The organism is Variovorax sp. 10N420 (assembly GCF_056394705.1).
The window spans coordinates 93,199-114,113 of the sequence record NZ_JBFTIJ010000010.1 but is presented as its reverse complement, the minus strand read 5'-3'; the positions used below and the strand labels follow the sequence as shown (position 1 = coordinate 114,113).

At 63.7% G+C, this 20,915-nt stretch carries 20 protein-coding genes; 12 read left to right on the top strand and 8 right to left on the bottom strand.

Features of this window, described 5'->3' with window-relative positions; all coding sequences use genetic code 11:
- Positions 1–6: 6 nt before the first annotated feature.
- Both AC1DEK_RS23670 and AC1DEK_RS23665 read right to left on the bottom strand, forming a co-directional pair.
- Positions 7–1,116 (bottom strand): ABC transporter ATP-binding protein, encoded by a 1,110-nt coding sequence (locus tag AC1DEK_RS23670; RefSeq protein ID WP_478127740.1) that lies wholly within the window; start codon positions 1,114–1,116, stop codon positions 7–9.
- Positions 1,117–1,190: 74 nt separating this feature from the next.
- On the bottom strand, positions 1,191–1,943 hold the full coding sequence (locus tag AC1DEK_RS23665) for a FadR/GntR family transcriptional regulator (RefSeq protein WP_478127739.1): 753 nt from the start codon (positions 1,941–1,943) through the stop codon (positions 1,191–1,193).
- Positions 1,944–2,091: 148 nt separating this feature from the next.
- On the opposite strand from AC1DEK_RS23665, the gene AC1DEK_RS23660 reads away from it, so the two are divergent.
- Genes AC1DEK_RS23660 through araD form a run of 6 tightly spaced genes read left to right on the top strand, consistent with a single transcriptional unit; the run spans position 2,092 to position 8,633 of the window.
- Positions 2,092–3,459, top strand: coding sequence for an ABC transporter substrate-binding protein (locus AC1DEK_RS23660; RefSeq protein ID WP_478127738.1), 1,368 nt, complete (start codon positions 2,092–2,094; stop codon positions 3,457–3,459).
- Positions 3,460–3,475: 16 nt separating this feature from the next.
- The gene (locus AC1DEK_RS23655) at positions 3,476–4,372 is read left to right on the top strand and encodes a carbohydrate ABC transporter permease (RefSeq protein ID WP_478127737.1); all 897 of its coding nucleotides are present in this window, start codon (positions 3,476–3,478) and stop codon (positions 4,370–4,372) included.
- The gene (locus AC1DEK_RS23650) at positions 4,369–5,211 is read left to right on the top strand and encodes a carbohydrate ABC transporter permease (protein ID WP_478127736.1); all 843 of its coding nucleotides are present in this window, start codon (positions 4,369–4,371) and stop codon (positions 5,209–5,211) included. The genes AC1DEK_RS23655 and AC1DEK_RS23650 overlap by 4 nt, the downstream gene beginning before the upstream one ends.
- 4 nt (positions 5,212–5,215) lie before the next feature.
- Positions 5,216–6,016 carry a shikimate dehydrogenase family protein gene (locus AC1DEK_RS23645; RefSeq protein ID WP_478127735.1) on the top strand — a complete coding sequence of 267 codons (801 nt, stop codon included), beginning with the start codon at positions 5,216–5,218 and terminating at the stop codon, positions 6,014–6,016.
- Between the two features lie 19 nt (positions 6,017–6,035).
- The gene (locus tag AC1DEK_RS23640; RefSeq protein ID WP_478127734.1) at positions 6,036–6,845 is read left to right on the top strand and encodes an HpcH/HpaI aldolase family protein; all 810 of its coding nucleotides are present in this window, start codon (positions 6,036–6,038) and stop codon (positions 6,843–6,845) included.
- A 24-nt stretch (positions 6,846–6,869) separates the two neighbouring features.
- Complete coding sequence (araD, locus tag AC1DEK_RS23635; protein ID WP_478127733.1) at positions 6,870–8,633, top strand: L-arabinonate dehydratase; 1,764 nt, start codon at positions 6,870–6,872, stop codon at positions 8,631–8,633.
- Between the two features lie 48 nt (positions 8,634–8,681).
- Here the strand turns inward: araD and AC1DEK_RS23630 are convergent, their stop codons facing one another.
- The gene (locus AC1DEK_RS23630) at positions 8,682–9,851 is read right to left on the bottom strand and encodes a mandelate racemase/muconate lactonizing enzyme family protein (protein WP_478127732.1); all 1,170 of its coding nucleotides are present in this window, start codon (positions 9,849–9,851) and stop codon (positions 8,682–8,684) included.
- A gap of 328 nt (positions 9,852–10,179) precedes the next feature.
- Between AC1DEK_RS23630 and AC1DEK_RS23625 the strand changes: the two genes are divergently transcribed.
- From AC1DEK_RS23625 to AC1DEK_RS23605, 5 genes are all read left to right on the top strand, one after another.
- The gene (locus AC1DEK_RS23625) at positions 10,180–10,494 is read left to right on the top strand and encodes a hypothetical protein (protein WP_478127731.1); all 315 of its coding nucleotides are present in this window, start codon (positions 10,180–10,182) and stop codon (positions 10,492–10,494) included.
- 593 nt (positions 10,495–11,087) lie between these two features.
- The gene (locus AC1DEK_RS23620; RefSeq protein WP_478127730.1) at positions 11,088–11,735 is read left to right on the top strand and encodes a hypothetical protein; all 648 of its coding nucleotides are present in this window, start codon (positions 11,088–11,090) and stop codon (positions 11,733–11,735) included.
- 90 nt (positions 11,736–11,825) lie between these two features.
- Entirely contained in the window at positions 11,826–13,640 is a 1,815-nt protein-coding gene (locus AC1DEK_RS23615) for an L-lactate permease (RefSeq protein WP_478127729.1), read from the top strand.
- A 230-nt stretch (positions 13,641–13,870) separates the two neighbouring features.
- Positions 13,871–14,467, top strand: a complete 597-nt coding sequence (locus AC1DEK_RS23610) for an OmpA family protein (protein WP_478127728.1) — start codon at positions 13,871–13,873, stop codon at positions 14,465–14,467.
- Between the two features lie 173 nt (positions 14,468–14,640).
- Positions 14,641–15,798 carry a serine hydrolase domain-containing protein gene (locus tag AC1DEK_RS23605; RefSeq protein ID WP_478127727.1) on the top strand — a complete coding sequence of 386 codons (1,158 nt, stop codon included), beginning with the start codon at positions 14,641–14,643 and terminating at the stop codon, positions 15,796–15,798.
- Positions 15,799–16,542: 744 nt separating this feature from the next.
- Here the strand turns inward: AC1DEK_RS23605 and AC1DEK_RS23600 are convergent.
- Both AC1DEK_RS23600 and AC1DEK_RS23595 read right to left on the bottom strand, forming a co-directional pair.
- The gene (locus AC1DEK_RS23600; RefSeq protein WP_478127726.1) at positions 16,543–16,824 is read right to left on the bottom strand and encodes a hypothetical protein; all 282 of its coding nucleotides are present in this window, start codon (positions 16,822–16,824) and stop codon (positions 16,543–16,545) included.
- A gap of 119 nt (positions 16,825–16,943) precedes the next feature.
- Positions 16,944–17,372 (bottom strand): hypothetical protein, encoded by a 429-nt coding sequence (locus AC1DEK_RS23595; RefSeq protein WP_478127725.1) that lies wholly within the window; start codon positions 17,370–17,372, stop codon positions 16,944–16,946.
- Positions 17,373–17,549: 177 nt separating this feature from the next.
- Between AC1DEK_RS23595 and AC1DEK_RS23590 the strand changes: the two genes are divergently transcribed.
- Positions 17,550–18,704 carry a helix-turn-helix transcriptional regulator gene (locus AC1DEK_RS23590; RefSeq protein ID WP_478127724.1) on the top strand — a complete coding sequence of 385 codons (1,155 nt, stop codon included), beginning with the start codon at positions 17,550–17,552 and terminating at the stop codon, positions 18,702–18,704.
- A gap of 33 nt (positions 18,705–18,737) precedes the next feature.
- Here AC1DEK_RS23590 and AC1DEK_RS23585 read toward each other — a convergent pair whose 3' ends face one another.
- From AC1DEK_RS23585 to AC1DEK_RS23575, 3 genes are all read right to left on the bottom strand, one after another.
- Positions 18,738–19,544, bottom strand: coding sequence for a hypothetical protein (locus tag AC1DEK_RS23585; RefSeq protein ID WP_478127723.1), 807 nt, complete (start codon positions 19,542–19,544; stop codon positions 18,738–18,740).
- Between the two features lie 131 nt (positions 19,545–19,675).
- Positions 19,676–20,137: a DUF2917 domain-containing protein gene (locus tag AC1DEK_RS23580; RefSeq protein ID WP_478127722.1), complete on the bottom strand. Its 462-nt coding sequence runs from the start codon at positions 20,135–20,137 to the stop codon at positions 19,676–19,678.
- 85 nt (positions 20,138–20,222) lie between these two features.
- Positions 20,223–20,423 carry a hypothetical protein gene (locus tag AC1DEK_RS23575; RefSeq protein ID WP_478127721.1) on the bottom strand — a complete coding sequence of 67 codons (201 nt, stop codon included), beginning with the start codon at positions 20,421–20,423 and terminating at the stop codon, positions 20,223–20,225.
- Positions 20,424–20,915 lie beyond the last annotated feature (492 nt).

The following is a 20,915-nucleotide window of genomic DNA, read 5'->3' as shown; positions in this document are numbered from 1 at the left end:
TGGCGTTCAGGCCATGGCCATGGCCATTGCCGGTGCGGCACGCTTCAGTGCGGCTTCGTTCGCATCGAAGAAATGCAGCGCTTCCGGCGCTAGCGCGAGATGCAGGGTGCGGGGCAGTTCGGTATCGGCGCCGGGCGTCAGTAGCACGAGTTCGCCGATCGGCGACCGCAAGTAGCAGAAGGCGCGATCGCCCAGTTGTTCCACCGCCAGTGTTTCGCAATCAGCGAGTTCGAGCGCGACCTGGCCAGGCAGCGGCGTACCGATGCGCACCTGCTCGGCCCTGAAGCCGAACGTGCTGACGTCGCCCTGAAGCCGCTGCGGGACGCGAAGGGTCATGTCGCCGATCCGCAGGCGCGTGCCTTCGCTGTCGGTCTCCGTTGCATCGACGTTGAAGAGATTCATGCGCGGCGTGCCAATGAAGCCCGCCACGAAGAGATTGGCCGGCGAGCGATAGAGCGCAAGCGGAGAGCCCACCTGTTCGATGTGGCCCTTGCGCAGCACCACGATCTGGTCGGCGAGCGTCATCGCTTCCGTCTGGTCGTGCGTCACATACACCGCGGTGGCTTTGAGCGAGCGCTGCATGCGCGCAATCTCCAGCCGCAGTTTCACGCGCAATTCGAGGTCGAGGTTCGACAGCGGCTCGTCGTAGAGAAAGACTTCGGGCTGGCGGATCATCGCGCGGCCCATGGCGACACGCTGGCGCTGGCCGCCGGACAGTTGGCGCGGGTAGCGGTCGAGCAGCGCCGTGAGTTCGAGCGTGCGGGCGATTTCATCGACGCTCTGCTGCTGCCGCGCGGCGTCGACCTTGGCCATGCGCAACGGAAACGCAAGGTTCTGTCGCACCGTCTTGTGCGGATAGAGCGCGTAGTTCTGGAACACCAGCGCGCAGCCGCGTTCGGCGGGCGGCACGTCGTTCATCACGCGACCGCCAATGATCACTTCACCGCCACTGGGTGTTTCGAGCCCCGCGATCATCCGCAGCAACGTGGACTTGCCGCAGCCCGATGGGCCGAGCAGCACCGTCACCTGCCCGTCGGGCATCGTGAGATCGAGGCCCGGAATGACTTCGACGTCGCCGAAGCGCTTGCTGATGGATTTCAGTTGAATGTCTGCCATGTGGGGCGTCCCTGGAGGTCGGAGGTCAAAGATTGGAGATTGGAGATTGGAGATTGGAGATTGGAGATCGGAAGTCAGGTCGATGGCGCGGCGGCGGATTTCGCCACGCCGCGCTGGATGTTCGTTTCAGTGAGACCGAGCAGCTCTTCCATCGCGCGGCGGGCGGCGGCCGGCTTGCGCGCCCAGATCTGGTCGAGCACCTCGCGATGCAGCGGCAAGCTCTTGCGAGGCGCGCCGGGCTGGCGTGTGGAGAGCTCGAACGAGGTTCGCAGCGCGGCCTGGATGGTTGCACCGAAGGCGACGAGGAACGGATTGCCAGTCGCCGCCAGGATCGCGTGATGAAACTCGAGGTCTGGGCCGGCATAGGCGACCGCGTCCATGCCGGCCGCGTCCATCATGCGGTAGGCGCGCTCTATGGCGGCAATGGCCGAATCGGGCGCCGATGCCGCTGCGATCTCGCAGGCCGCCGGCTCGACGATGCGCCGCAGTTGCATCAGGTGCTGCGCCATCTGCACGCGGTCGTTGCCGGACCACGCCCAGCGCAGCACGTCTTCATCGAGCATGTTCCATTGCGTGCGCGGCAGCACGCGCGTGCCGGCCTTCTGGCGCGACGCGATCAGGCCCTTGGCCTTGAGACGGGTGAGCGCCTCGCGTACCGACGTGCGCGCGACGCCGAGCTCATCGGCCAGCTCCATCTCGGTCGGCAGCGGTGATCCGTCTCCCCATTCGCCGGCGATGACGCGACTCGCGAGGGTCTCGGTCACAGCCATCGGGCCGCGCCGCAGGGCAGCGCTCGGCGCTTCATGTTTTTGTTTATCGTCGGACATATTGTTTTCAAAAATAAGGTTATCCGACCTGAAACAGCCCTAACTGCCGGGTTTACCATGAGAAAGATCAATTTATTTGTCTGTCATATTCTCCATCAGCCGACCACACAGCCGACACACGGATGAACCGGAAGAAAGAGAAACGACCATGAGCCTCCCGCACTCTCTCGACATCGACCCGAAACGCCGCAGCCTCCTGAAGGCCGCGGCCGCCAGTGCGGCGGTCGGCGCAGGCAGCCTGCTGGCGTTTCCGGCCATCGCGCAGGCCAAGCCCTTTGCCGGCGTCAAGCTGCGCGGTGCGGCCTACCAGCACGGCTTCTTCAACATCCTGCGCAAGTACATCCCCGAATTCGAGCAGCAGACGGGCATGACGGTCGATCTGCAGTTGTCGGCCTTCCCGGTCTACAACCAGCAGGCCGACCTGGAGCTGTCGTCGGGCGGCAACGCCTGGGATTTCTGCAACGTCACCTTCATCCTGGCCGCACGCTGGGTTGCCGCGGGCCTGCTCGCCAACCTGAGCGACTTCGCCACGGACCCCAAGCACACGCCGGCGAACTGGAACCCTGACGACTTCGTGAAAGGCGCGCAGCTGCCGTATCTCGACAAGGCCGGCAAGGCCTACGGTTTCGCGTGGGAGGGCGGGGCGATGCTGATGGGCGTCAGCCGCACTGACCTCATGAAGAAGCGCGGCGTGGAAGCACCTCGCACTTTCGACGAACTCATGAAGGTGGCCGAAGCCATCAACGGTCAGGACGGCGTCACAGGCTTCGTCAGCTCGAATCTGCATCACTGGTTCCTGCCGCCGTACATCCAGGGCTACGGCGGCGACCTTTTCGTCAAACCACCAACCGACATCACGCCCGCGCTCGACTCGGCCGCCTCCATCCAGGCGACGGAGTTCTATTCGAAGCTGCTGTCCAAATACAGTCCGCAGGGCGTGCTCGGCTACACCGAAGACCAAGCGCGTGCGGCGCTGATCAGCGGGCGCTCGAACATCTTCATCCATTCGAGTTCATGGGTGAGCGCGATGCTGACTGCGCCCGACAGCAAGGTGAAGGACACGGCGCGCGTCATGCGCATGCCCGCCGGCCCCAAGGGCGACTACCCCGCATCGAACAGCCAGGGCCTCGGCATTCCGAAGAACGCGAAGAACAAGGAAGCCGCCTGGGAGTTCATCAAGTGGACGTTGAGCCCCGAGCTCACCGCCCGCATCGTGAAGGACACCGGCCATCCTTCCGTCTGCCGCCGCTCGATCATCGAGAGCGCGGAGTACAAGCGCATCAACACCATCAACGGGCAAGACCTCGGCAAGCTCTATCTCGAAGTGCTGGAGCAGCCGGGCAAGACGCACAACTACATGGCCTATCGCACGGTCAAGGAATTCCCGCTCGTCGGCGATGTGGTCAACAAGGCGGTCGAACGCGTGGTCTCGGGGCAGCAGAGTGCGGCCGACTCGATGAAGGCGGCGCAGGAATCCGCCGTCTCGGCGCTGCGTCGCTCGGGCGCGAAGGTGTGAACGCCGGCTTGATCACATGATCGGGCAGTCTTACGACCTGCAGCGCCGCCGCTTCACGCGGATGGCGATTGCGCCCAGCCTCATCTTTCTGTTGATCGTGGCGGGGCTGCCGACGCTGTTCCTGCTCGTCACGAGTCTCACGCCGGGCGCGCTGGTCAATCCCGGCTCGCTTGGCGATTTCTCGGACCCGCTGCGCAACTACAAACTGCTGGGCGGCGACGAGCGCTTCGTCGGCTCGCTGGCCGTGCAGGCGCGGTTGTCGCTCTACACGGTGGTCTTGCAGGTGCTGCTGGGCACCGGGCTCGCGCTGCTGGTGCATTCGGGCCAGGAACGCTGGAAATCGCTGCGGCATCTTTTCGTGATCCCGATGGTGCTGCCTCCGATCGTGGTGGCGGTGATCTGGAAGCTGGTCTACACGCCCGACATCAGCCCGATCTATCAAGCCGCGCACGCGCTCGGCATCGCCTTGCCCGCGCTCACCACGCACGTCGACTTCGCGCTGTGGTCGATCGTCATTGCCGACACATGGGAATGGGCGCCCTTTACCTTCCTGATGGTGCTGGCCGCACTGCAGACGCTGCCCGCTGAATACGTCGAAGCGGCGCGCATGGATGGCGCCGACGCCTGGCGGGTGTTCGGCCACATCGTGTTGCCCTACATCGCGCCGGTGCTGCTGGTGTGCACGCTCTTCCGGCTCATCGACAGCATCAAGGCGTTTCCCCTGATCTTTCTGTTGACCGGCGGCGGACCGGGCTCGGTGACCGAGGTGACCAACTACTACGCGTATCTCGTGGCATTCAATTTCGGCGAACTCGGGTATTCGAGTGCCATCACCGTGGTGCTGCTGGCCGCGACGGTGCTGATCAGCTGGGGTGCGATGCGCCTGAGCCGCAATGCGGGGGCGGCGGAATGACGACGACTTCATTGCACAAATCGCCCTGGCGCAAACGCTGGCCCGTCGCGCGCTGGGCCGTGCCGCTGATCCTGTTTGTCATGCTGCTGCCTTTCCTGTGGCTGCTGCAGATGTCGTTCAAGCCGACGCCGATGATCCTGGAGTTTCCGCCGCGCGTGATCTTCATGCCGACGCTCGAACACTACGTGGGACTCTGGCAGGCGGGATTTCCGGAATCTTTCGTCAACAGCCTGATCACGAGCATCGTTTCGACACTGCTTGCGCTGATCTTCGGCATACCGGCGGCCTATGCGCTCTCTCGCTGGACCGGGCGCGGACGCTTCGGGCTCGGGCTGGGCATCCTGCTCACGCGCATGGCGCCGCCGATCGCTTTCACGATCCCGTTCTTCCTTGCCTATCGCTGGTTGGGGCTGCTGGACACGCGCACGGGGCTGATCATGATCTACATGACCTTCAACCTGCCGCTGGTCATCTGGATGATGCAACCCTTCTTCGACGCCGTGCCCGCATCGCTCGAAGAGGCGGCGTTGATGGACGGCGCGGGCTTCGGCACCGTGTTCCTCGAAATCGTGATGCCGATGGCCACGGCGGGCATTGCGGCCACGGCCATCCTGTGCTTCCTGTATGCCTGGAACGACTTCTTCTTCGCGCTCATCCTCACGCGAACCGACGCGCGCACCGCGCCCGTCGCGGTCGTGAACTTCATGAACTACGAAGGATGGGAGTGGGGAAAGATCGCGGCAGGCGGGTCGCTGGTCATGGCGCCTGTGCTCGTCTTCTCGATGCTGGTGCGGCGCTACCTCGTGAGCGGCTTGACGGCCGGCGCTGTGAAGGGTTGACGCCATGGTTCCCGCATCGCTCAGCGGCGCGACGCGCCTCGTTCCGATCCTTGCGCATCCGGTCGACCATGTGCGCGCACCGCGCATCTACAACCCGGCCTTTGCGGCGGCGGGGCTCGATTGGTGCCTCGTGCCGATGGGCGTGCATCCGGATGACTTCGCAGCCACGGTGGCGCAACTTGCGCGCGTCGGCAATCTCCAGGGGCTCAATCTCACGATTCCGCACAAGGCCGCAGCGCATGCATTGTGCGTACGGCACGGGCCGGAGGCCCGGCGCACGGGCGTGGTCAACACCATGCGGATCGACGCCGACGGCCAATGGTCGGGCGAGAGTTTCGACGGCGTCGGCTTCGTCGAGGCCGCGCGTGCCAACGGCATCCTGTGGACGGATCGGCCCGCGGTGCTGGTCGGCGCGGGCGGTGCCGGGACGGCCATTGCATTTGCATTGGCGGCAGCCGGTGTGCGAGAACTGCATGTGATCAATCGAGAGCCCGAGCGCGCGGAGCATCTCGCTTCCGAAGTGCGGAAGGCCTTTCCGGATGTCCGCATCGACACACGTGCCGAGAGCCTGAGCAGCGCGGGCCTTGCAGTCAACGCGACCTCTCTGGGCCTGCATGCGGGCGACCCGATGCCGTTCGACCCGACGCTGCTGCCCGCGGATGCGGCGCTGTTCGACATCATCGCCGCGCGCGACACCGAACTCATGGCCGCATGCAGTGCGCGCGGGCTGCAAGTCGTCGGCGGCAAGCCCATGATCGATCACCAGGTCGCCGCGCAGATCGCCTTCTGGCGCGGCAGCCAATGAACAACCCGAATTGAAGTCCATGCCCACACGCAACGCATTCAAGCACGCCCTTGCGGCGAACATCCCTCAGATCGGCATCTGGTCGACGCTGCCGGACCCCTACATCTCCGAACTGCTCGCGGGTGCCGGCTTCGATTGGATCCTGCTGGACGCCGAACACACGCCCGGCGATCCGACGACCATGCTGCGGCAGTTGCAGGCAGTGCAGGCCGAGCGCGACCGGCCGACTTCGGCGGTCGTGCGGCCGCCGTGGAATGACCCGGTCCTGATCAAGCAATACCTCGACATCGGCGCGCAGACGCTGCTGCTTCCTTTCGTGCAGAACCGCGCCGAAGCCGAGGCGGCAGTGGCTGCAACGCGCTATCCGCCCAGCGGCATCCGCGGCATGGGCGGCACGGTGCGCGCGTCGAAGTTCGGCCGCGACGCGGGCTACGTCGCCAACGCCGCGAACGAGCTTTGCGTGCTGGTGCAGGTCGAGACGGCCGAAGCGCTCGAGCATCTGGAAGACATTGCGAATGTCGATGGTGTCGATGGCGTGTTCATCGGCCCGGGCGACCTGTCGGCGAGCATGGGCGTCGCGGGGCAGGTCAACCACCCGACTGTGCGCGCAGCCATCGACAAGGCCATCGCGCGCATCCTGGCGTGCGGAAAGGCGCCGGGTATTCTCATGAACGACGAGCCGCGCGCGCAGGAGTTGCTTAATTTGGGCGCACTGTTCGTGGCCGTCGCCAACGACCAGGTGCTGCTGCGCAAGAGCGCGGACGACGTGGCCGCGCGATTCAAGCAGCGCAGCGCACCGAATGCCGCGCCAGCGCCCGCAACCTACTGAAGCAACCCCCAGAGAACACAACGCATGTCGACCGAAGCCACCCGCGCGAAGACCCTCCAGGACCTGCGCAGCCAACGCTGGTTCGCGAGCGACGATATTCGCGGATTCGCACACCGCCAGCGCATGCAGCAGCAAGGGCTCGCGCGCGAGGAGTTCATGGGGCGGCCGGTCATCGGCATCATCAACACCTGGAGCGAACTCTCGCCATGCCATGCGCACTTGCGCGAGCGTGCCGAGGCCGTCAAGCGCGGCGTGTTGCAGGCCGGCGGCTATCCGCTCGAACTGCCGGCCTTGAGCCTGGGCGAAGTGATGGTCAAGCCGACCACGATGATCTATCGCAACCTGCTTGCCATCGAGTGCGAAGAGCTGCTGCGCAGCTTGCCGATCGATGGCGCGGTGCTCATGGGCGGCTGCGACAAGACCACGCCGGGGCTCATCATGGGTGCGCTGTCGATGGATATCCCCGCCATTTTCCTGCCCGCCGGGCCGATGATGAACGACCGTTACAAGGGCCAGGCGGTGGGTGCGGGCACCCATACCAAGAAGTTCTGGGCTGAATACACCATCGGCAACGTTGGCAAGGAAGAGTGGGTGAACCTGGAAGCGCGCATGACGCGCACGCCGGGCACCTGCAACACCATGGGCACGGCCAGCACCATGACGGCCATCGCCGAAGCCTTGGGCCTGACCTTGCCGGGTGCAATGAGCATCCCGGCCGTCGATTCGGAGCACAGCCGCATGTCGTGGCGTTGCGGAGAGCGCATCGTCGCCATGGTATGGGAAGACCTCAAGCCTTCGCGCATCGTGAGCAAGGCTTCGTTCCTCAATGCAGTGGCGGCCTACATGGCACTCGGCGGGTCGACCAACGCCGCGGTGCATCTGCCGGCGATGGCGGGGCGCGCGGGCATCCACCTGGGCATCGACGAACTAGACGCCATCGCGCGGCGCGTTCCGGTCATTGCCAACCTCTATCCGTCGGGCGAAAAGCTGATGGAAGACTTTCATTACGCAGGCGGTCTGCCCGCGGTGCTCAACAAGATCGCTGCGCATCTCGATCTCTCGGCGCGCACCGTCACCGGCCGCACGCTCGGGGAAGACATCGCCGGTTGGCCTTCGAACGACGATGGAACCATCCTCGACCCGGCGACGCCCCTCAAGCAGGGCACGCCCGAGTGCCCCGAAGCCGGGATCGCACTTGCCGTGCTTCGTGGCAACCTGTGCCCGGATGGCGCGGTCATCAAGCCTTCTGCCGCGACGCCCGAGTTGCTGCGGCACACGGGTCGCGCGCTGGTGTTCGACTCCAACGCCGAGATGCTGGCGGCGATGGCCGACGAGAACATCGACGCCGATGCGTCGACCGTGCTCGTGCTGCGCAATGGCGGTCCGGTGGGCGGCCCAGGCATGCCAGAGTGGGGCAACCTGCCGATCCCGAAGAAGCTGCTTCGCGAAGGCGTGCGCGACATGGTGCGCATCTCGGATTCGCGCATGAGCGGTACGCACTACGGCACTTGCGTGCTGCATGTGTCGCCCGAGTCCGCGATCGGCGGGCCGCTGGCTTTGCTGAAGACCGGCGACATGGTGCGTCTGGACATCGGTGCCCGCAGCCTCGACATGCTGGTGTCCGATGAAGAATTGGCCGAGCGGCGCATGCAATGGAAGCCGCCCGCGCCAGCCTATGTGCGCGGCTACACGAAGATCTTCCAGCACGAGGTGACGCAGGCGCACCTGGGTTGCGACTTCCTGAGTCTCGCAGGCAACGCACCGACGCCGGAGCCTCCGATCTATTGATGGCCCGGCAGCCGTCCCATTCTCAATCCCGACTCAAACTCGACGACCCTACAAACCGACGAGCGGCAGTTCGACCAGGAAGTCCCTGCATGCCGCGAGGTCCGGCACGACGCCCAGCCCGGGTTCGTTCGACAGTTGCACCCAGCCGTCGTTGACCGTGAAGTTGGGGACCGCGAGCAGTTCCCGCAGCGGGTTCGGATTCGAATCGACTTCGACATAGCCTGGCCCGCCGACAGCAGTCTTCAGATGCATCGACGCGACAAGCCCGATGCCGCCGCCCAGCCAGTGCGGGCAGTACCACTTCTCGGCGGCGAGAGTGAGCTTCGCCACTTCGAGGCAGCCGCTGAAGCCGCCCCATTTGCCCAGATCGGGCTGGATGATCGCCATGCCTTCGGCCGCGATGAATTCGCGGAACTGCGCGAAGCCGGCGAGGTTCTCGCCGCCCGCCAGGGTGAGCGACTGGCGCTCGGCCAGCTCTTTCCAGCGATGGGCGGGCTGGTCGGCACGCAGCGGCTCTTCGAGCCACAGCAGGTCGAAATCTTCCATGCGCTCGCCGGCCTTGCACGCTTCGTCGAAATCCCACGCCTGATTGGCATCGACCATCAGCGTCGCATCGTCGCCCAGCGCGTCCCGCAGCGTGCGCAGGTTGGCGAGATCGCGCTCGGCGCCAAATCCGACCTTGAGCTTGAATGCCCGATAGCCTTCTTCGCGCTTCTGCAGAGCGAGCAATTCGGGATCGGTGGGATTGAGGCCGGAGGCATAGACCTGCACCGGCTGGGGCTCGACGCCGCCGAGCACCTGCCACAGCGGTCTGCCCTTGCGGCGTGCGTAGAGGTCCCACAGCGCGGTGTCGACGCCCGCGACGATCTGGTTGAGCGTGCCGTGTTCGCCGGTCTGCAATGCCAGTACGGCGAAGCGGCGCGTCAGTTCGTCGAAGCATTCGCGCGGATGCGACCACGCGCGGCCCATCACTGCCGGGCGGCAATACGCGAGCGCCATGCGCGCCCGATGCTCCGCGCCCACGGTCGGAAAGTTGCACCAGATCTCACCCCAGCCCTCGGCGCCCTCGGTGTCGGTCAGGCGCACCAGCACCGCGGGACGATCGCGCATCACTCCAAAAGAGGTCTGCACCGGCGGGTCGGCTGGTGCCCGGAACACGAAAACGTCGAAACGCTCGATGGTGAAGGTGGAGGTGCTGTCCGCTGCGGTCGAAGTCATGTGCGGATTGTCTCTCGCAGTACAACTGCCCGCCATTGGCAGTGACGCTAAGCCATCACGCCGGCCCCGCCTGTCGTGCGACACAGTAGTTCCATGTAACGCGTGAAGCCTGCTGCTCGCAGGATGACCAGCTTGGCCCGTTGTTACCGCGACGCATGCTCTGGTATCGGCCACGCGCAACCGAAACTGCCGCGCGGCGGGGGAGGGCTTGAAAGGCCGTCCCCCCGGGAGGCAACCAGGAGTGCAGCGCCGCAGGCGCGCAGAGGCGTCAGCAACGGAGCCCGAGAAGGTCGTCTACCTCTTTCGGTCCGCGAAGAAGGTAAACCGGTTGGTCAAGGAGAGCGACATTCTCTACATTGGTCAAACGGGTACAACTTTCCAGCGTCGTTATGAACAGTGGGCTGGGAAGCACGCCACCATCAAACGCAACGCCCACGCGATCGAACTGTATGGACCCATTCGCCTCTCCGTTTGTAATGACTACTCAGTCTTCGGAAAAACGTTGCTCGAGGCAGAAAATCAACTGCTCTGGTGGTACTACGAAAACCATTTTGAATATCCGCCGTTTAACTACACAAGGGCAAAAGATCCGAAGAAGAAACTCTCTGCCGAGCTCACCGCTCCGGCCGCGTTTGTTCCGTAGGACGTTTCATGCGCGACCCCGCTCGAATCCCTGAAATGCTCGAATTGCTTGGCGAGCTCTGGAAACGCTTTCCGGATCAGCGTCTTGGGCAGCTTGTTTCCAACGCGGCTCGGACTCAATATCCCGCCATCGATGATGTCGGTCGCAGACAGAGAGGGCGGCTCGTTTGAACGCTTGTTCGCACTGCTGATGGCAGAGCGACTCGACATCGACGAGCCATTTGCACCTCGGGTCGGCGGGCAGAATGCGCCAGAACCGGTCATTGAACCGCGCCGTCCAGTTGAGGACCGGCAACCGAAGTTCGCAGCTTGGCCGCCACGCAACTCCGCGTAGGTAGCGCCCGGCCGGGCATGCTTCCCTTTCAATCTGCAGGCCATGATCGCCGGAATTGCGAATCGGAAAATGCACCACTGACGTGATGGGAGAGGGCCGCCGGCTGGCGCCGTCAGTCACTGGTCAGCTTCGAACCGGCGCCGTCGGAACACGCGCGCGACGAATTGATGGCGTTCAGAAAAAAGTAGCATTTTGATAGATTGCCTATCTATACTGAAAGTCTCGCCCCTCTGGACAATCAGAACAATTCGAGGCCCAGCGTGTCATCCGTCGACCTCCCTTTCGAGGAGCAGTTGTTGGTGTTCACGGCGTGCCTGGCACAGCGGGGTCTTTCGGCGGCGCTCGAACTTCTGAACGATCGAACGCAGTTCCGGTACACGGCCATGCATGCGATCGTCAATCGCAGGCTGCGTCCCGTCTGCGTGTTTGATCGTGTCAGGGAAAACCGTGCCTATTTGCGAAGTGCCTATGTCCTTGAAGCCATTGGCGTGCTTGCGGCTGTCCACGGCGAATTCATCACGGTGGATTGCCGCAAGGACGGTCGCCTGAGGGCGCTCGACGGGCCCATCGTGGCGTACTGTGGATTGGCCGTGGGCTTGTTGGCCGGGAGTACGCGGGCTAGTTTTTATCGAGGGAGCGGTAGCACTACTTGGAGGACCCTGGCGATGACCAACTCTGCAGTGCATCGGTTCGAGTACGACGGCTGGAATGTCTTGGTTGAGCTCAACGGTTCGACTCTTGACGGGGTCATCTCGGGGCACGCGGATCTTCGGTGGAAGGGCGATCACAAATGCCGGATCGCCCTGAGCGGGGAGCACGAGGACGGTGGGAGCGCAATCGCATCGCTTTCCGGCCGCTCACGCGCTTTCATTGACCTGGCGCACGAAACGCCTCAACGGCGGTTCTGACTTTGTCGATATCTAGGGCCTCGTCGGCGCCTGTTCCGACGTCCGAAGCTCAAATACCTTCACGGAGCGCCTGAGAGAAGAGGGGAAGCCATGTTCCAGCAGACCTATGACCCATTGGGAAATGCGTTCCTTTCCACAGTCGTAGCGGCCGTCCCGATCCTGACGCTGCTCTACTTCATTGCCTTGCACCGCCACCGCGATGCGCAGGGCAATGTGCACCTGGGCATCTCCGCGCCCTACGCGGCATTTTTTGGCGTCATCGCCGCGTTCCTTGTGTCCTGCCTGGTCTTCAGGATGCCGGTCACGTCGGCCGTATCGGCCTTCGCGCTCGGCTCCCTCTCGGGGTTCCTGGGAATCATCTGGATCGTTCTGGCCGCGATGTTCCTGTACACGATGAGCGTCGTTGCCGGCCAATTTGAAATCGTGAAGGAATCGATCGTCCACATCTCGTTCGACCGGCGGCTGCAGTGCGTGCTGATCGCCTTCTCGTTCGGCGCGATCATCGAGGGCACCTCCGGATTTGGGACGCCGGTAGCAATCGCCGGCGCCGTGATGGTGGGCCTGGGCTTCAAGCCGTTCCAGTCCGCCGTGCTGAACCTGCTCGCCAATACCGCGCCGGTCGCATGGGGCGCGATCGGCACGCCGATCATCACGCTGGCGGCCGTGAGTGGCCTCGATCAGCTCACACTGTCCTCGATGGCGGGCCACCAGCTGCCATTCGTCTCGGTCCTGGTGCCCTTCTGGCTGGTCGCGACGTTCGTGAAGATGGAAGGCGGGACCTGGAGGGAAGTCTTCGAAGTCTGGCCGGCGACGTTGTGCGCCGGCGGATCGTTCGCGCTGATGCAGTTCTACGCATCCGGGACCAACGCGCTGCACCTGATGACCGACGTGGTGTCGGGCGTGTTCTCGGTGATCTGCACAGCGCTGTTCCTGCGCTTCGTCTGGCACCCGAAGACGCGCTTCCTGCTCAGATCCGAGCGCGAGGCGCTGGCCCAGGCCGGCAAGAACATCGCGACTGCGACGACGGACAGCACCGAATGGAAATACAAGTACACGGCCGCCGAAACCGCCTATGCGTGGCTGCCGTGGGTGATCCTGATCGCCTGTTGCGCGCTGTGGGGCATACCGGAGTTCAAGACGTTCCTCAATAACCTGTTCTCCGGGATCACATTCACCACGACGCTGCTCGGCTCGACGTTCGGCGGTACCCTGTCGCTGCCCGTCTGGGACATGCCCTCGCTGCACAATCTGGTCCAGCGGATGCCGCCGGTGGCGCCGGTCAACGCGAAGCCCGAAGCAGCGCGATTCACGATCAATTGGCTGTCCGCCGCAGGCACGGGCGTTTTCGTGGCGGCACTCCTTTCCGGGCTCGTCCTCAAGCTGAATGCAACCCAGTGGAAGGACGCCTTCCTGCAGACCATGCACCGGATGAAGATCCCGGTGCTGGTCATCGCCCAGGTGCTGGGCCTCGGCTTCTTGACCCGCTACTCAGGCACCGACGCGGTCCTCGGCCTCGCGTTCACCGGCGCCGGATTCTTCTACCCATTCTTTGCCGCGTACCTGGGCTGGCTCGGTGTCTTCCTGACGGGCTCTGACACGGCGTCCAACGCGCTGTTCGGCAGCTTGCAGCGCATCACCGCGCAGCAACTCAACCTCAATCCGATCCTGATCGTGGCCACGAACTCGACCGGCGGCGTGATGGGCAAGATGATCGACGCTCAATCCATCATGGTGGCGTGCGCCGCCTGCTATGACGACCCGAAGGAGCGGTCGTACGCGCTGGGCCCGATCTTCCGGACTGTGCTCTGGCATTCGATTGCCGGGGCCGCGGTGATCGGGGTGATCGCCATGTTGCAGGCGTATGTCTTCCCAGGGATGATTCCGATACCGCCTCTCGGCAAATGAGGCATGAAGCGCTGTTGTGCCAAGAAAGACTCAAACACCGCCTCCGAGGCACACCCCGAATGACCGTCATGGCCCTGGCCAGATAAAGTCGGCCAACTGCCTTAGCCGGCCAGGAGCAGACCTTCGTCGTCGGCTCACAACGAAGCCATCGTGAGCGTGTGCGCACTGACCGACCGGCGGTCAACAATCCGCAACCAATCGCGGACCTTCCCATCTACGGCTCAGCGCGAATGAAATTAACCTGCCTGCCTAGGTTTCACCGGGATTACGACGTGTCAGCCGAAAGCCGTCCATGCTCGACAAAGTGTGTGCCCATACCGTCGACAACGGGCCGGGCCATGGTGCTCAATGCGCCGCGCCGACAAGGCGGCCGATGGGCCGCAATTGCCATCTTTCTTGCAGCACACCACTTGACGTGCGCATCAATGTCAACCTACGCGGACAGCACACTTCAACTCGATTTCGAACGGCACGCAGTTGCTCTGGATGCTGAGTCTCGAAGCCGACTCGCGGCCGCCGTCGACCTGGCCCGTTCCTGGTGCGGCTTTGAGTTTGCCTTTGTCACCGGTCATGCGGACCCATCCGAAGGAGACTCTTCCCGAGCGCGGCTTGAGCTCTCAGAAGCTCGCGCTGCTTATGTGCGGCAGCTACTGCGCCAACTTGGGGTTCCAGAAGGTCGCGCTGTTAGCGAGGCCAAGGGGGCGACTCAACCATATTTCCCGTGGGCAGGACGCGTGGAGGTCTATCTCAAGGCGGAAGGCCCTGACCGCAAAGACCGTTACCGAAATGGCAAGGACGAGTGCCGCGATGGCTGGTCACGGAGTTGAGCGTGCGCAGCTATCCGTGGCCCATCCGCAGCGCGTTGCCTGTCGCAGAATGCTTTGTAGTTCAAGCGAGGCCCGCATTGCCACTGCCTTCTGACGGCCAGAAGCAGTCACTCAGCGCTGAGGCAGAATCCGGCCCAATAGCCGACATTCGTGAACGCATCCAGGGAACGACCTTGAGACGACGCAGGTTCACCTCGCTCCTCGGAGGCACGGTACTGGGGCCACTCGCCGGGTCCGCCGCCTCCATATCGGGTTGCGCAACGCAGCAGACCCGCGACGACGGCTGGGCGGTGCCGGCCGCCGATGGCGACAGGCTGGTCGATAGCGGTGCCTTGCGGACGATGACGGACCAGCTCGTGGGATCGGGCGCCAACATCCATTCCGTCCTCGTCGTTCATCGCGGTAGCCTGGTGTTCGAGCGCTACTTCGCGGGCAAGGACGAAGTCCCGCTCAGCTTTTTTGGCACCCGAGTCGCGAACGTCGCTTTCGACGCCTACACGCTCCACGCGCAGAAATCAGTCTCGAAGAGCGTCGCGTCGCTGGCCGTCGGCATCGCGATCGACCGGGGCCTGATACACGGCGTCGACGAGCCGATCCTCGGTTTCTTTCCAGAGTTGGCAGACATGCGCACGCCGGAGAGGGATAGCCTCCTCCTGCGCCATGCGCTCGGCATGACGATGGGTCTCCAATGGATCGAAGCGACACCGGCGACCGGCACCGCCAACGACGAGATGCGCATGTACCTTTCGGGTGATGCCTGCCGCTACGTGCTCAGCCGCCCGGCCGTCGCCCCGCCCGGGCAGCAGTTCTTCTACAGCACCGGGGCGCTGGCCCTCGTCTCGGCGATCATGCACAAGGCGACCGGGCAGCCACTCGATGAATTCGCACGGGCGACCCTCCTTGCACCACTCGGCATCGCGGGCGAGCAGTGGGACCGCTTCGGCCGCGACACCGACGCCGGCGGCGGGCTGCGCCTGCGCCCGCGCGACATGGCCCGGATCGGGCAGCTCGTCCTCGATGGCGGGCGGTGGAATGGTCGCCAGATCGTGTCCAAAGCGTGGATCGATGGTTCGACCGCGCCCCTGGTTCAAGCGACGGATGACCAGGGCTATGGCTATCTGTGGTGGACTGGCCGCTCGGCAGCGCATGGGCGCACCGTAGGTTGGATCGGTGCGCTCGGCCGGGGTGGCCAGGCGATCCGCATCGTCCCCGAACTCGATTTGGTAGTCGTCGTCACGGCGGGCTACTACCAAGACTACAGCCCGCGGGCCTTCCGTACGCAATACAGCGTGTTCGCGGACGTCTTGAAGGCGACATCCTTTCCTGCCTGAGCTGGGGTTGGGGATCGCACAACAACGTTCACGAGTGACTGGCACAGAGCGGGCAACTTCCGCTTGTGGCTCAGGCGAACGTCTGTTCAGGGCCCATTGCGGGCTTACAGCGGACGTCGAACCTGACCGGAAGCCGTCGTTGAATGTCAGATCCCAACGGCCAAAAACTTTGAAAAAGCGGGCCGCACAACTTTGAAAGGGGCGCTCACAACCTGTTGATTTTCCTGGGTAACCAAGTGCGACAACCTTGGAGGACTCAATGAGTTCGTTCAAAGTTAGGCCGGATTTCCATCAAATTTAAGGCCTAACTTTGACGACGGCGCGCGCAAGTTGTTGATTCGGCTCCACCGAGTTCCTCGAGCATGGCCCCGAAGTCACCAAAAAGAGCAGGGCGGGCAGGGCAGAGCAGGGCGCCTCGGTCAGGCACGGGGCAGCACTGATCACTCGCTAGACCACAATGGGCAGACAGCCGCCTCCGGCCCAGGACCGGCCATTCCAGGATGAAGCCCAAATGTTCACTTGAATAGGCACTTCAAAGTAGCGATGGCTTTGAGGTTCAAAGCATCGACCGGCTAGCGCGAAGGCTCGCAGGTTGTGAAGGTCTACGTCGAACACGAAGGCGACGGGATGATGGGGATCGAGAAGGAGGCTTTCAGCCGCTGGGACAGACGAGTCCCGGTTGTTGCCAGAAAAATGCTGAGCTTGGTCCAGCCCGCGGCCCGCTGATTTCTTCATGCGCGGCGACTAGCCCTTGTCCGCTGAGCACTTGTCGAGAGTGATCGTCGTGAAGCCGCTTGGCAAGGCGTTGAAGTCGACGACCTTGGCGGTCACATGGCGTCCAGTCCGAAATTCGCGGTCCTCGTCGCGGCATCCGAAGCTGATCTCATGCGCCTCGTCGACGTAGTAGCCGGCGGTCGTACCGAACCGCCTGAGATCGAGCACCACCCGGTGTCCGAGCAGGTCGGCCAGCTGATCCGGCTCGTAAGCGATCGAGTGGACCGTATCCATCACGTTGTCGTAGGTCATCGGGTCCTCATTCGGCAGCGAGCACGCCTTGATTCCCGTTGTCAACACCGACACCAGAAGTGCCCTGGGCGGAAGCGCCGCCAAGCGCTTAGACAGCGGGATGCGGCGCAGGGGCGCGATCATTCCCCCAAAGCACAGATCCGGTGCCAACGAATGACGCGCTGCCCGCAGTATTGCGCGATAACGCGCGCAGCCAACTCCGCCTCGCCGGAGTTGTCCCACCGCCGATCGACCCAAACCATGGCCTCGTAGAGGTCATCCGAGTTGCCAGTCAGGTCGTACCTGTCCAGCAAGGCGCCGGCGAGTTTGCGGTTGGAGCGCTCGTCTCCGCTCGCCGCTTCGTTGCGCAGGGAATCGAATCTCGAGGGGTCTGCGGGAGTGGATGCGGCGGTCCCTCTCGCCGGCGCAGGCTTCATTGCCGCCTGGACATGCCCGGCGGGACTGTTCCAGATGAACGCCAGAGGAATGCAGGCGATCAGCGTCACGTAAAAGCGCACGGACGCTGTCTTTGCGCCTGCGTACAGCCATCGGACAGTGCGGTCGAACATCGGTGACACCTTCCTTCGGGACAATCCGGTGCGCGAGACTAGGCGTTTGCCCTCGACGCGGCGTCATCTGAAGAGATGATGAAAGGGCTTGCCATCTCTGGCGGACATCGCCTTGTGCTGATACCGTCCAGGCTCTTTCACACGATAAAGCGGCCTTCTCATGGACAGGAATTCGAAGTGATCGGCCTGGAGGGCATCCCCGCTCAACAACTTTCCGACCTGATCGGCGCGATCTACGACTGCGCGCTTGACCCTGAGCGCTGGCCGGCCACCTGCCGAAGCATCGCGGACCTCTGCGCAAGCACGGCGGGCGGAATCTGCGTTCATGATCTAAAGCAGGTGCAGAACGACCAGTTGTTCGTGTTCGGATACCAGCCTGAATTCCTGGAGAAGCTGGGCAGCCAGTTCTCTGAAAGCCCGATGGCGGTCGCAGACATCGTCTCGAATGTCGGCGATGTCAGCGCCCTCTCGACCGAGTCCCAACAATTGCTTGAAAGCCGGTTCTATCGCGACGTGCTGGAGCCGTTCGGACTGGTGGACATGATCTGGTTTCCGGCGCTGCGAACCGGCGGCCGCATGGCCTCCCTGCATGCCTCGCGTAGCGAGAAGGGGCCGCACTACCAGCAGCATGACGTGCGGCTGTTCAAGCTTCTATCTCCGCATGTGTGCCGGGCGCTCGCGATCTCCGATGTGCTCGACATCCGAGCCCTGAGGTCGGAGATGCTCGAGAAGACACTGGACGGACTTGCCACCGGTGTCTTCCTCACAGCCCGTGATGGTCACGTCGTCTACATGAATGCTGCAGCCGAACGTCACGTCAGGGCCGGCCATTCGATTCGCCTCGTCCACAACCGGCTTTTTGCCGTCGACCCCGCAGCCCGGGCGGCACTCGCGAGGAACATCGACGCAGCGACGCGCGACGACGCCGGGCCACCCTGGAGCGAACACTCCGTGGCAATTCCGGATGGTGTCGGAGGCGGCTACGTTGCGACCTTGCTGCCGATCGAGAGCGGTCAGCGCGGCGGCATCCTTGCACCCTTCGCCGCCTCGGTCGCCGTGTTCATGCAGGACCCCGTCCAGGCATCACTCATGCCGGGCGAGGCCTTTGCCAGGCTGCACGGGCTGACCGGCGGCGAGCTGCGCGTGTTGCTGGCGCTTTCGCAAGGGCTGGGCGGGATCGAGTCGGCAGAGATGCTTGGCATCAGCGAGCCGACCATTCGCACCCACCTGCAGCGCATCTTCTCCAAGACCGGAACGTCAAAGCAGGCCGAGCTGCTGAGTCTCCTGCATCGCTCGACGCCACCAATTCGAGCGGACACCCAGGTGCATTGAAGCAGGCGATGCACCGATTCGTCCGGCGGCGCATCAAGGCGGTGGCGCGTCGATATTGAATAGCCAGGTGTCCAGGAGTGCTGTGCCGTCGTTGGGGTTCACATGTAGCGCCCGGCCTTTTCCGGTCCGCGGATTGAGCGTGTAGACCCACAGCACCGATCTGCTTCTTGCCGTCGCGAACACCGATTCGCCGTCCAACGCAGCCAACTCGAGTTGGCTGCCGAGGCCTGAGCAGCTCACGCCTACACCGACAGCGAATCCGCAGTCGGGCTGCTCGCGGCCACCGAGCAGCATCAGCGTCGTCGCGGGCTGCTCGGCCGACCAGCGAGTCACTTGATCGAGCCGGCCTCGTATGCAGACCTGGTCGGCGCCATTCATGACGCCAGCGAGCCCTTGACGCGGAAACTCATATTTCCGCACCAGCACGATGCCCTTCTTCGTCGATGGGTTGACCATCAGCACGAGCCAGGCCGCATCCGCGTAGTTGCGCTTCAGACTCGCATACAGCCGTTGCCGAGCCTGGGCGACGAATTGCTCCTCACCGCCGGAATCGATGACGCCGTTGGCAACCGCCTGTTCGGCGAACGTCCCGGCGTCGAGCGAGACCTCAACCATCCGCTCGAGCTCCTTCCGGACACGCGACGCGCCTGCGCTGCGCGTCGCGATCCGGTTGGAGGATCTGTCCTCGTTGGCAATCTCGTTCGCATAGAGAAAGCGGGCGTAGCCGGCTTCCGAGCTTTCCTTGACGACCTGCTTGAGCGGGCGGCACTCGCCATCGGCTCGGGCCGGACCGACAATCACGACGCCGGCCAGCAACAGGGCTGCCCCCAACCAGTTCATGTCTCGCTCCGCGCCGCACGCCTCGTTTCAGTCCCCGAACGGCGTTGGCTCCGGGTCGGACGCGGCGAACGCAATGCAGACAAACATCCCGCGCGAGTTGCGCTGATTGACTTCATGGCGATCTCCCAGAGCTACAGTCGAACGGGTTGTGGCCGGTGCTCGCGCTGCCCGACTTCACCGCGTTGGCCTTGATGGCGGCCGCGGTGGTTTGCATTCATGGGTGCGAAGAGCCGGCGCAGGCGCTCAATCAGCTTCGGCTCGATGGCGACCGACGGCTCAAGCATCACCAGCGTCAACGGGGTGTATTGGCATGCGTTCACCAGCGTCCGGCCGCTGCGAGTGATGCAGAACGACTCGCCGGCGCTCAGACTGACGTCTTCGCTGCCACCATCTTGAGTGACCCACACCAGTCCGCGCATGACCCGCAGATTCATGCCGCGCACGTTGTCGAGGCAGATCATTCCTCCACGCGGCACCGTGATGTTCGGCGGTTCCGTGCAGTCGATGAGATCCAGGTTGGCAAGCATGGTCGATTCCTTCGTGGCGGACAGGTGGTTCAGCGAGACTTGCCATCGGACGGTGCGCTCTTCCATAGGGGCTCCTCGCGCAGACTGAGCTGCTGCATGAGATTAGGTGTGTCGCGTGGCCGACGCGTCATCGGAAGCGATGACGCGTCAGTCAATGTCCGCTTGGGATCTCGCGACCGGCCATCACGGCAAGACGCGCGACCGACGGGAGTTGGCCGGGACTGCCTGTTCGCCAAACTCGCCGATAGCAGGCCTTGGCCAACCGGGCGATCACGCCGAAGGTCGCCTCCCAGGCACGGCCGACGAACTGGTGCTCGCGGTCCAGAAGCCGTCGTTCAAGACGAGCACTCAACCGGTATTCACGGCTTGAGAAGCGGAAGTCGCCTTCAGCGCAACGCCCAGCGCCATCTCCGCGGCCTGACACATGGCCTCGGGGTCATTGAGGACCAAGCGCGGACGTGTCTCGGCCAGGCCCTCGTGCGCATCGCCATTGCGAAGGGTCCAGTTTCGGGCCTTCGTGACGGGCACCAGTGTCAGTGTGGACGGCGGCTATTCGGCCTGATCATCGTGGCAGTCCGAACTTCTTCGAACCGGTGCTTGAACTTGCAGCCGTCAATTCCTGGGGCACGTTCGTGAAGTCGGCCAAATGTGTGGAGGTCGACACGAGCAACGACGCAGTCGCTACGTTGATTCCGACGAGGCCTTGGGCTCCGCAGTCGTTGCCGCACTCGCGGTGTCAGCGTAGGAGGTTCGGGGCGCTGTCTTGGGCATTGCGTCGTGTGGCACAGTTCGGCGATGTGCGGTCGTTGAAGGCGAGGCGCTGAGAGGCAACTTTGAGACTGAT

What these genes read in the sequence shown, in the direction of transcription:
- AC1DEK_RS23660 (WP_478127738.1), top strand. Translation starts at nt 2,092, where the DNA reads ATGAGCCTCCCGCACTCTCTCGACATCGACCCGAAACGCCGCAGCCTC.
- AC1DEK_RS23615 (WP_478127729.1), top strand. Translation starts at nt 11,826, where the DNA reads ATGTTCCAGCAGACCTATGACCCATTGGGAAATGCGTTCCTTTCCACA.
- AC1DEK_RS23600 (WP_478127726.1), bottom strand. Translation starts at nt 16,824, where the DNA reads ATGACCTACGACAACGTGATGGATACGGTCCACTCGATCGCTTACGAG.
- AC1DEK_RS23650 (WP_478127736.1), top strand. Translation starts at nt 4,369, where the DNA reads ATGACGACGACTTCATTGCACAAATCGCCCTGGCGCAAACGCTGGCCC.
- AC1DEK_RS23645 (WP_478127735.1), top strand. Translation starts at nt 5,216, where the DNA reads ATGGTTCCCGCATCGCTCAGCGGCGCGACGCGCCTCGTTCCGATCCTT.
- AC1DEK_RS23665 (WP_478127739.1), bottom strand. Translation starts at nt 1,943, where the DNA reads ATGTCCGACGATAAACAAAAACATGAAGCGCCGAGCGCTGCCCTGCGG.
- araD (WP_478127733.1), top strand. Translation starts at nt 6,870, where the DNA reads ATGTCGACCGAAGCCACCCGCGCGAAGACCCTCCAGGACCTGCGCAGC.
- AC1DEK_RS23585 (WP_478127723.1), bottom strand. Translation starts at nt 19,544, where the DNA reads ATGAACTGGTTGGGGGCAGCCCTGTTGCTGGCCGGCGTCGTGATTGTC.
- AC1DEK_RS23640 (WP_478127734.1), top strand. Translation starts at nt 6,036, where the DNA reads ATGCCCACACGCAACGCATTCAAGCACGCCCTTGCGGCGAACATCCCT.
- AC1DEK_RS23610 (WP_478127728.1), top strand. Translation starts at nt 13,871, where the DNA reads ATGAAATTAACCTGCCTGCCTAGGTTTCACCGGGATTACGACGTGTCA.
- AC1DEK_RS23655 (WP_478127737.1), top strand. Translation starts at nt 3,476, where the DNA reads ATGATCGGGCAGTCTTACGACCTGCAGCGCCGCCGCTTCACGCGGATG.
- AC1DEK_RS23595 (WP_478127725.1), bottom strand. Translation starts at nt 17,372, where the DNA reads ATGTTCGACCGCACTGTCCGATGGCTGTACGCAGGCGCAAAGACAGCG.
- AC1DEK_RS23630 (WP_478127732.1), bottom strand. Translation starts at nt 9,851, where the DNA reads ATGACTTCGACCGCAGCGGACAGCACCTCCACCTTCACCATCGAGCGT.
- AC1DEK_RS23670 (WP_478127740.1), bottom strand. Translation starts at nt 1,116, where the DNA reads ATGGCAGACATTCAACTGAAATCCATCAGCAAGCGCTTCGGCGACGTC.
- AC1DEK_RS23580 (WP_478127722.1), bottom strand. Translation starts at nt 20,137, where the DNA reads ATGGAAGAGCGCACCGTCCGATGGCAAGTCTCGCTGAACCACCTGTCC.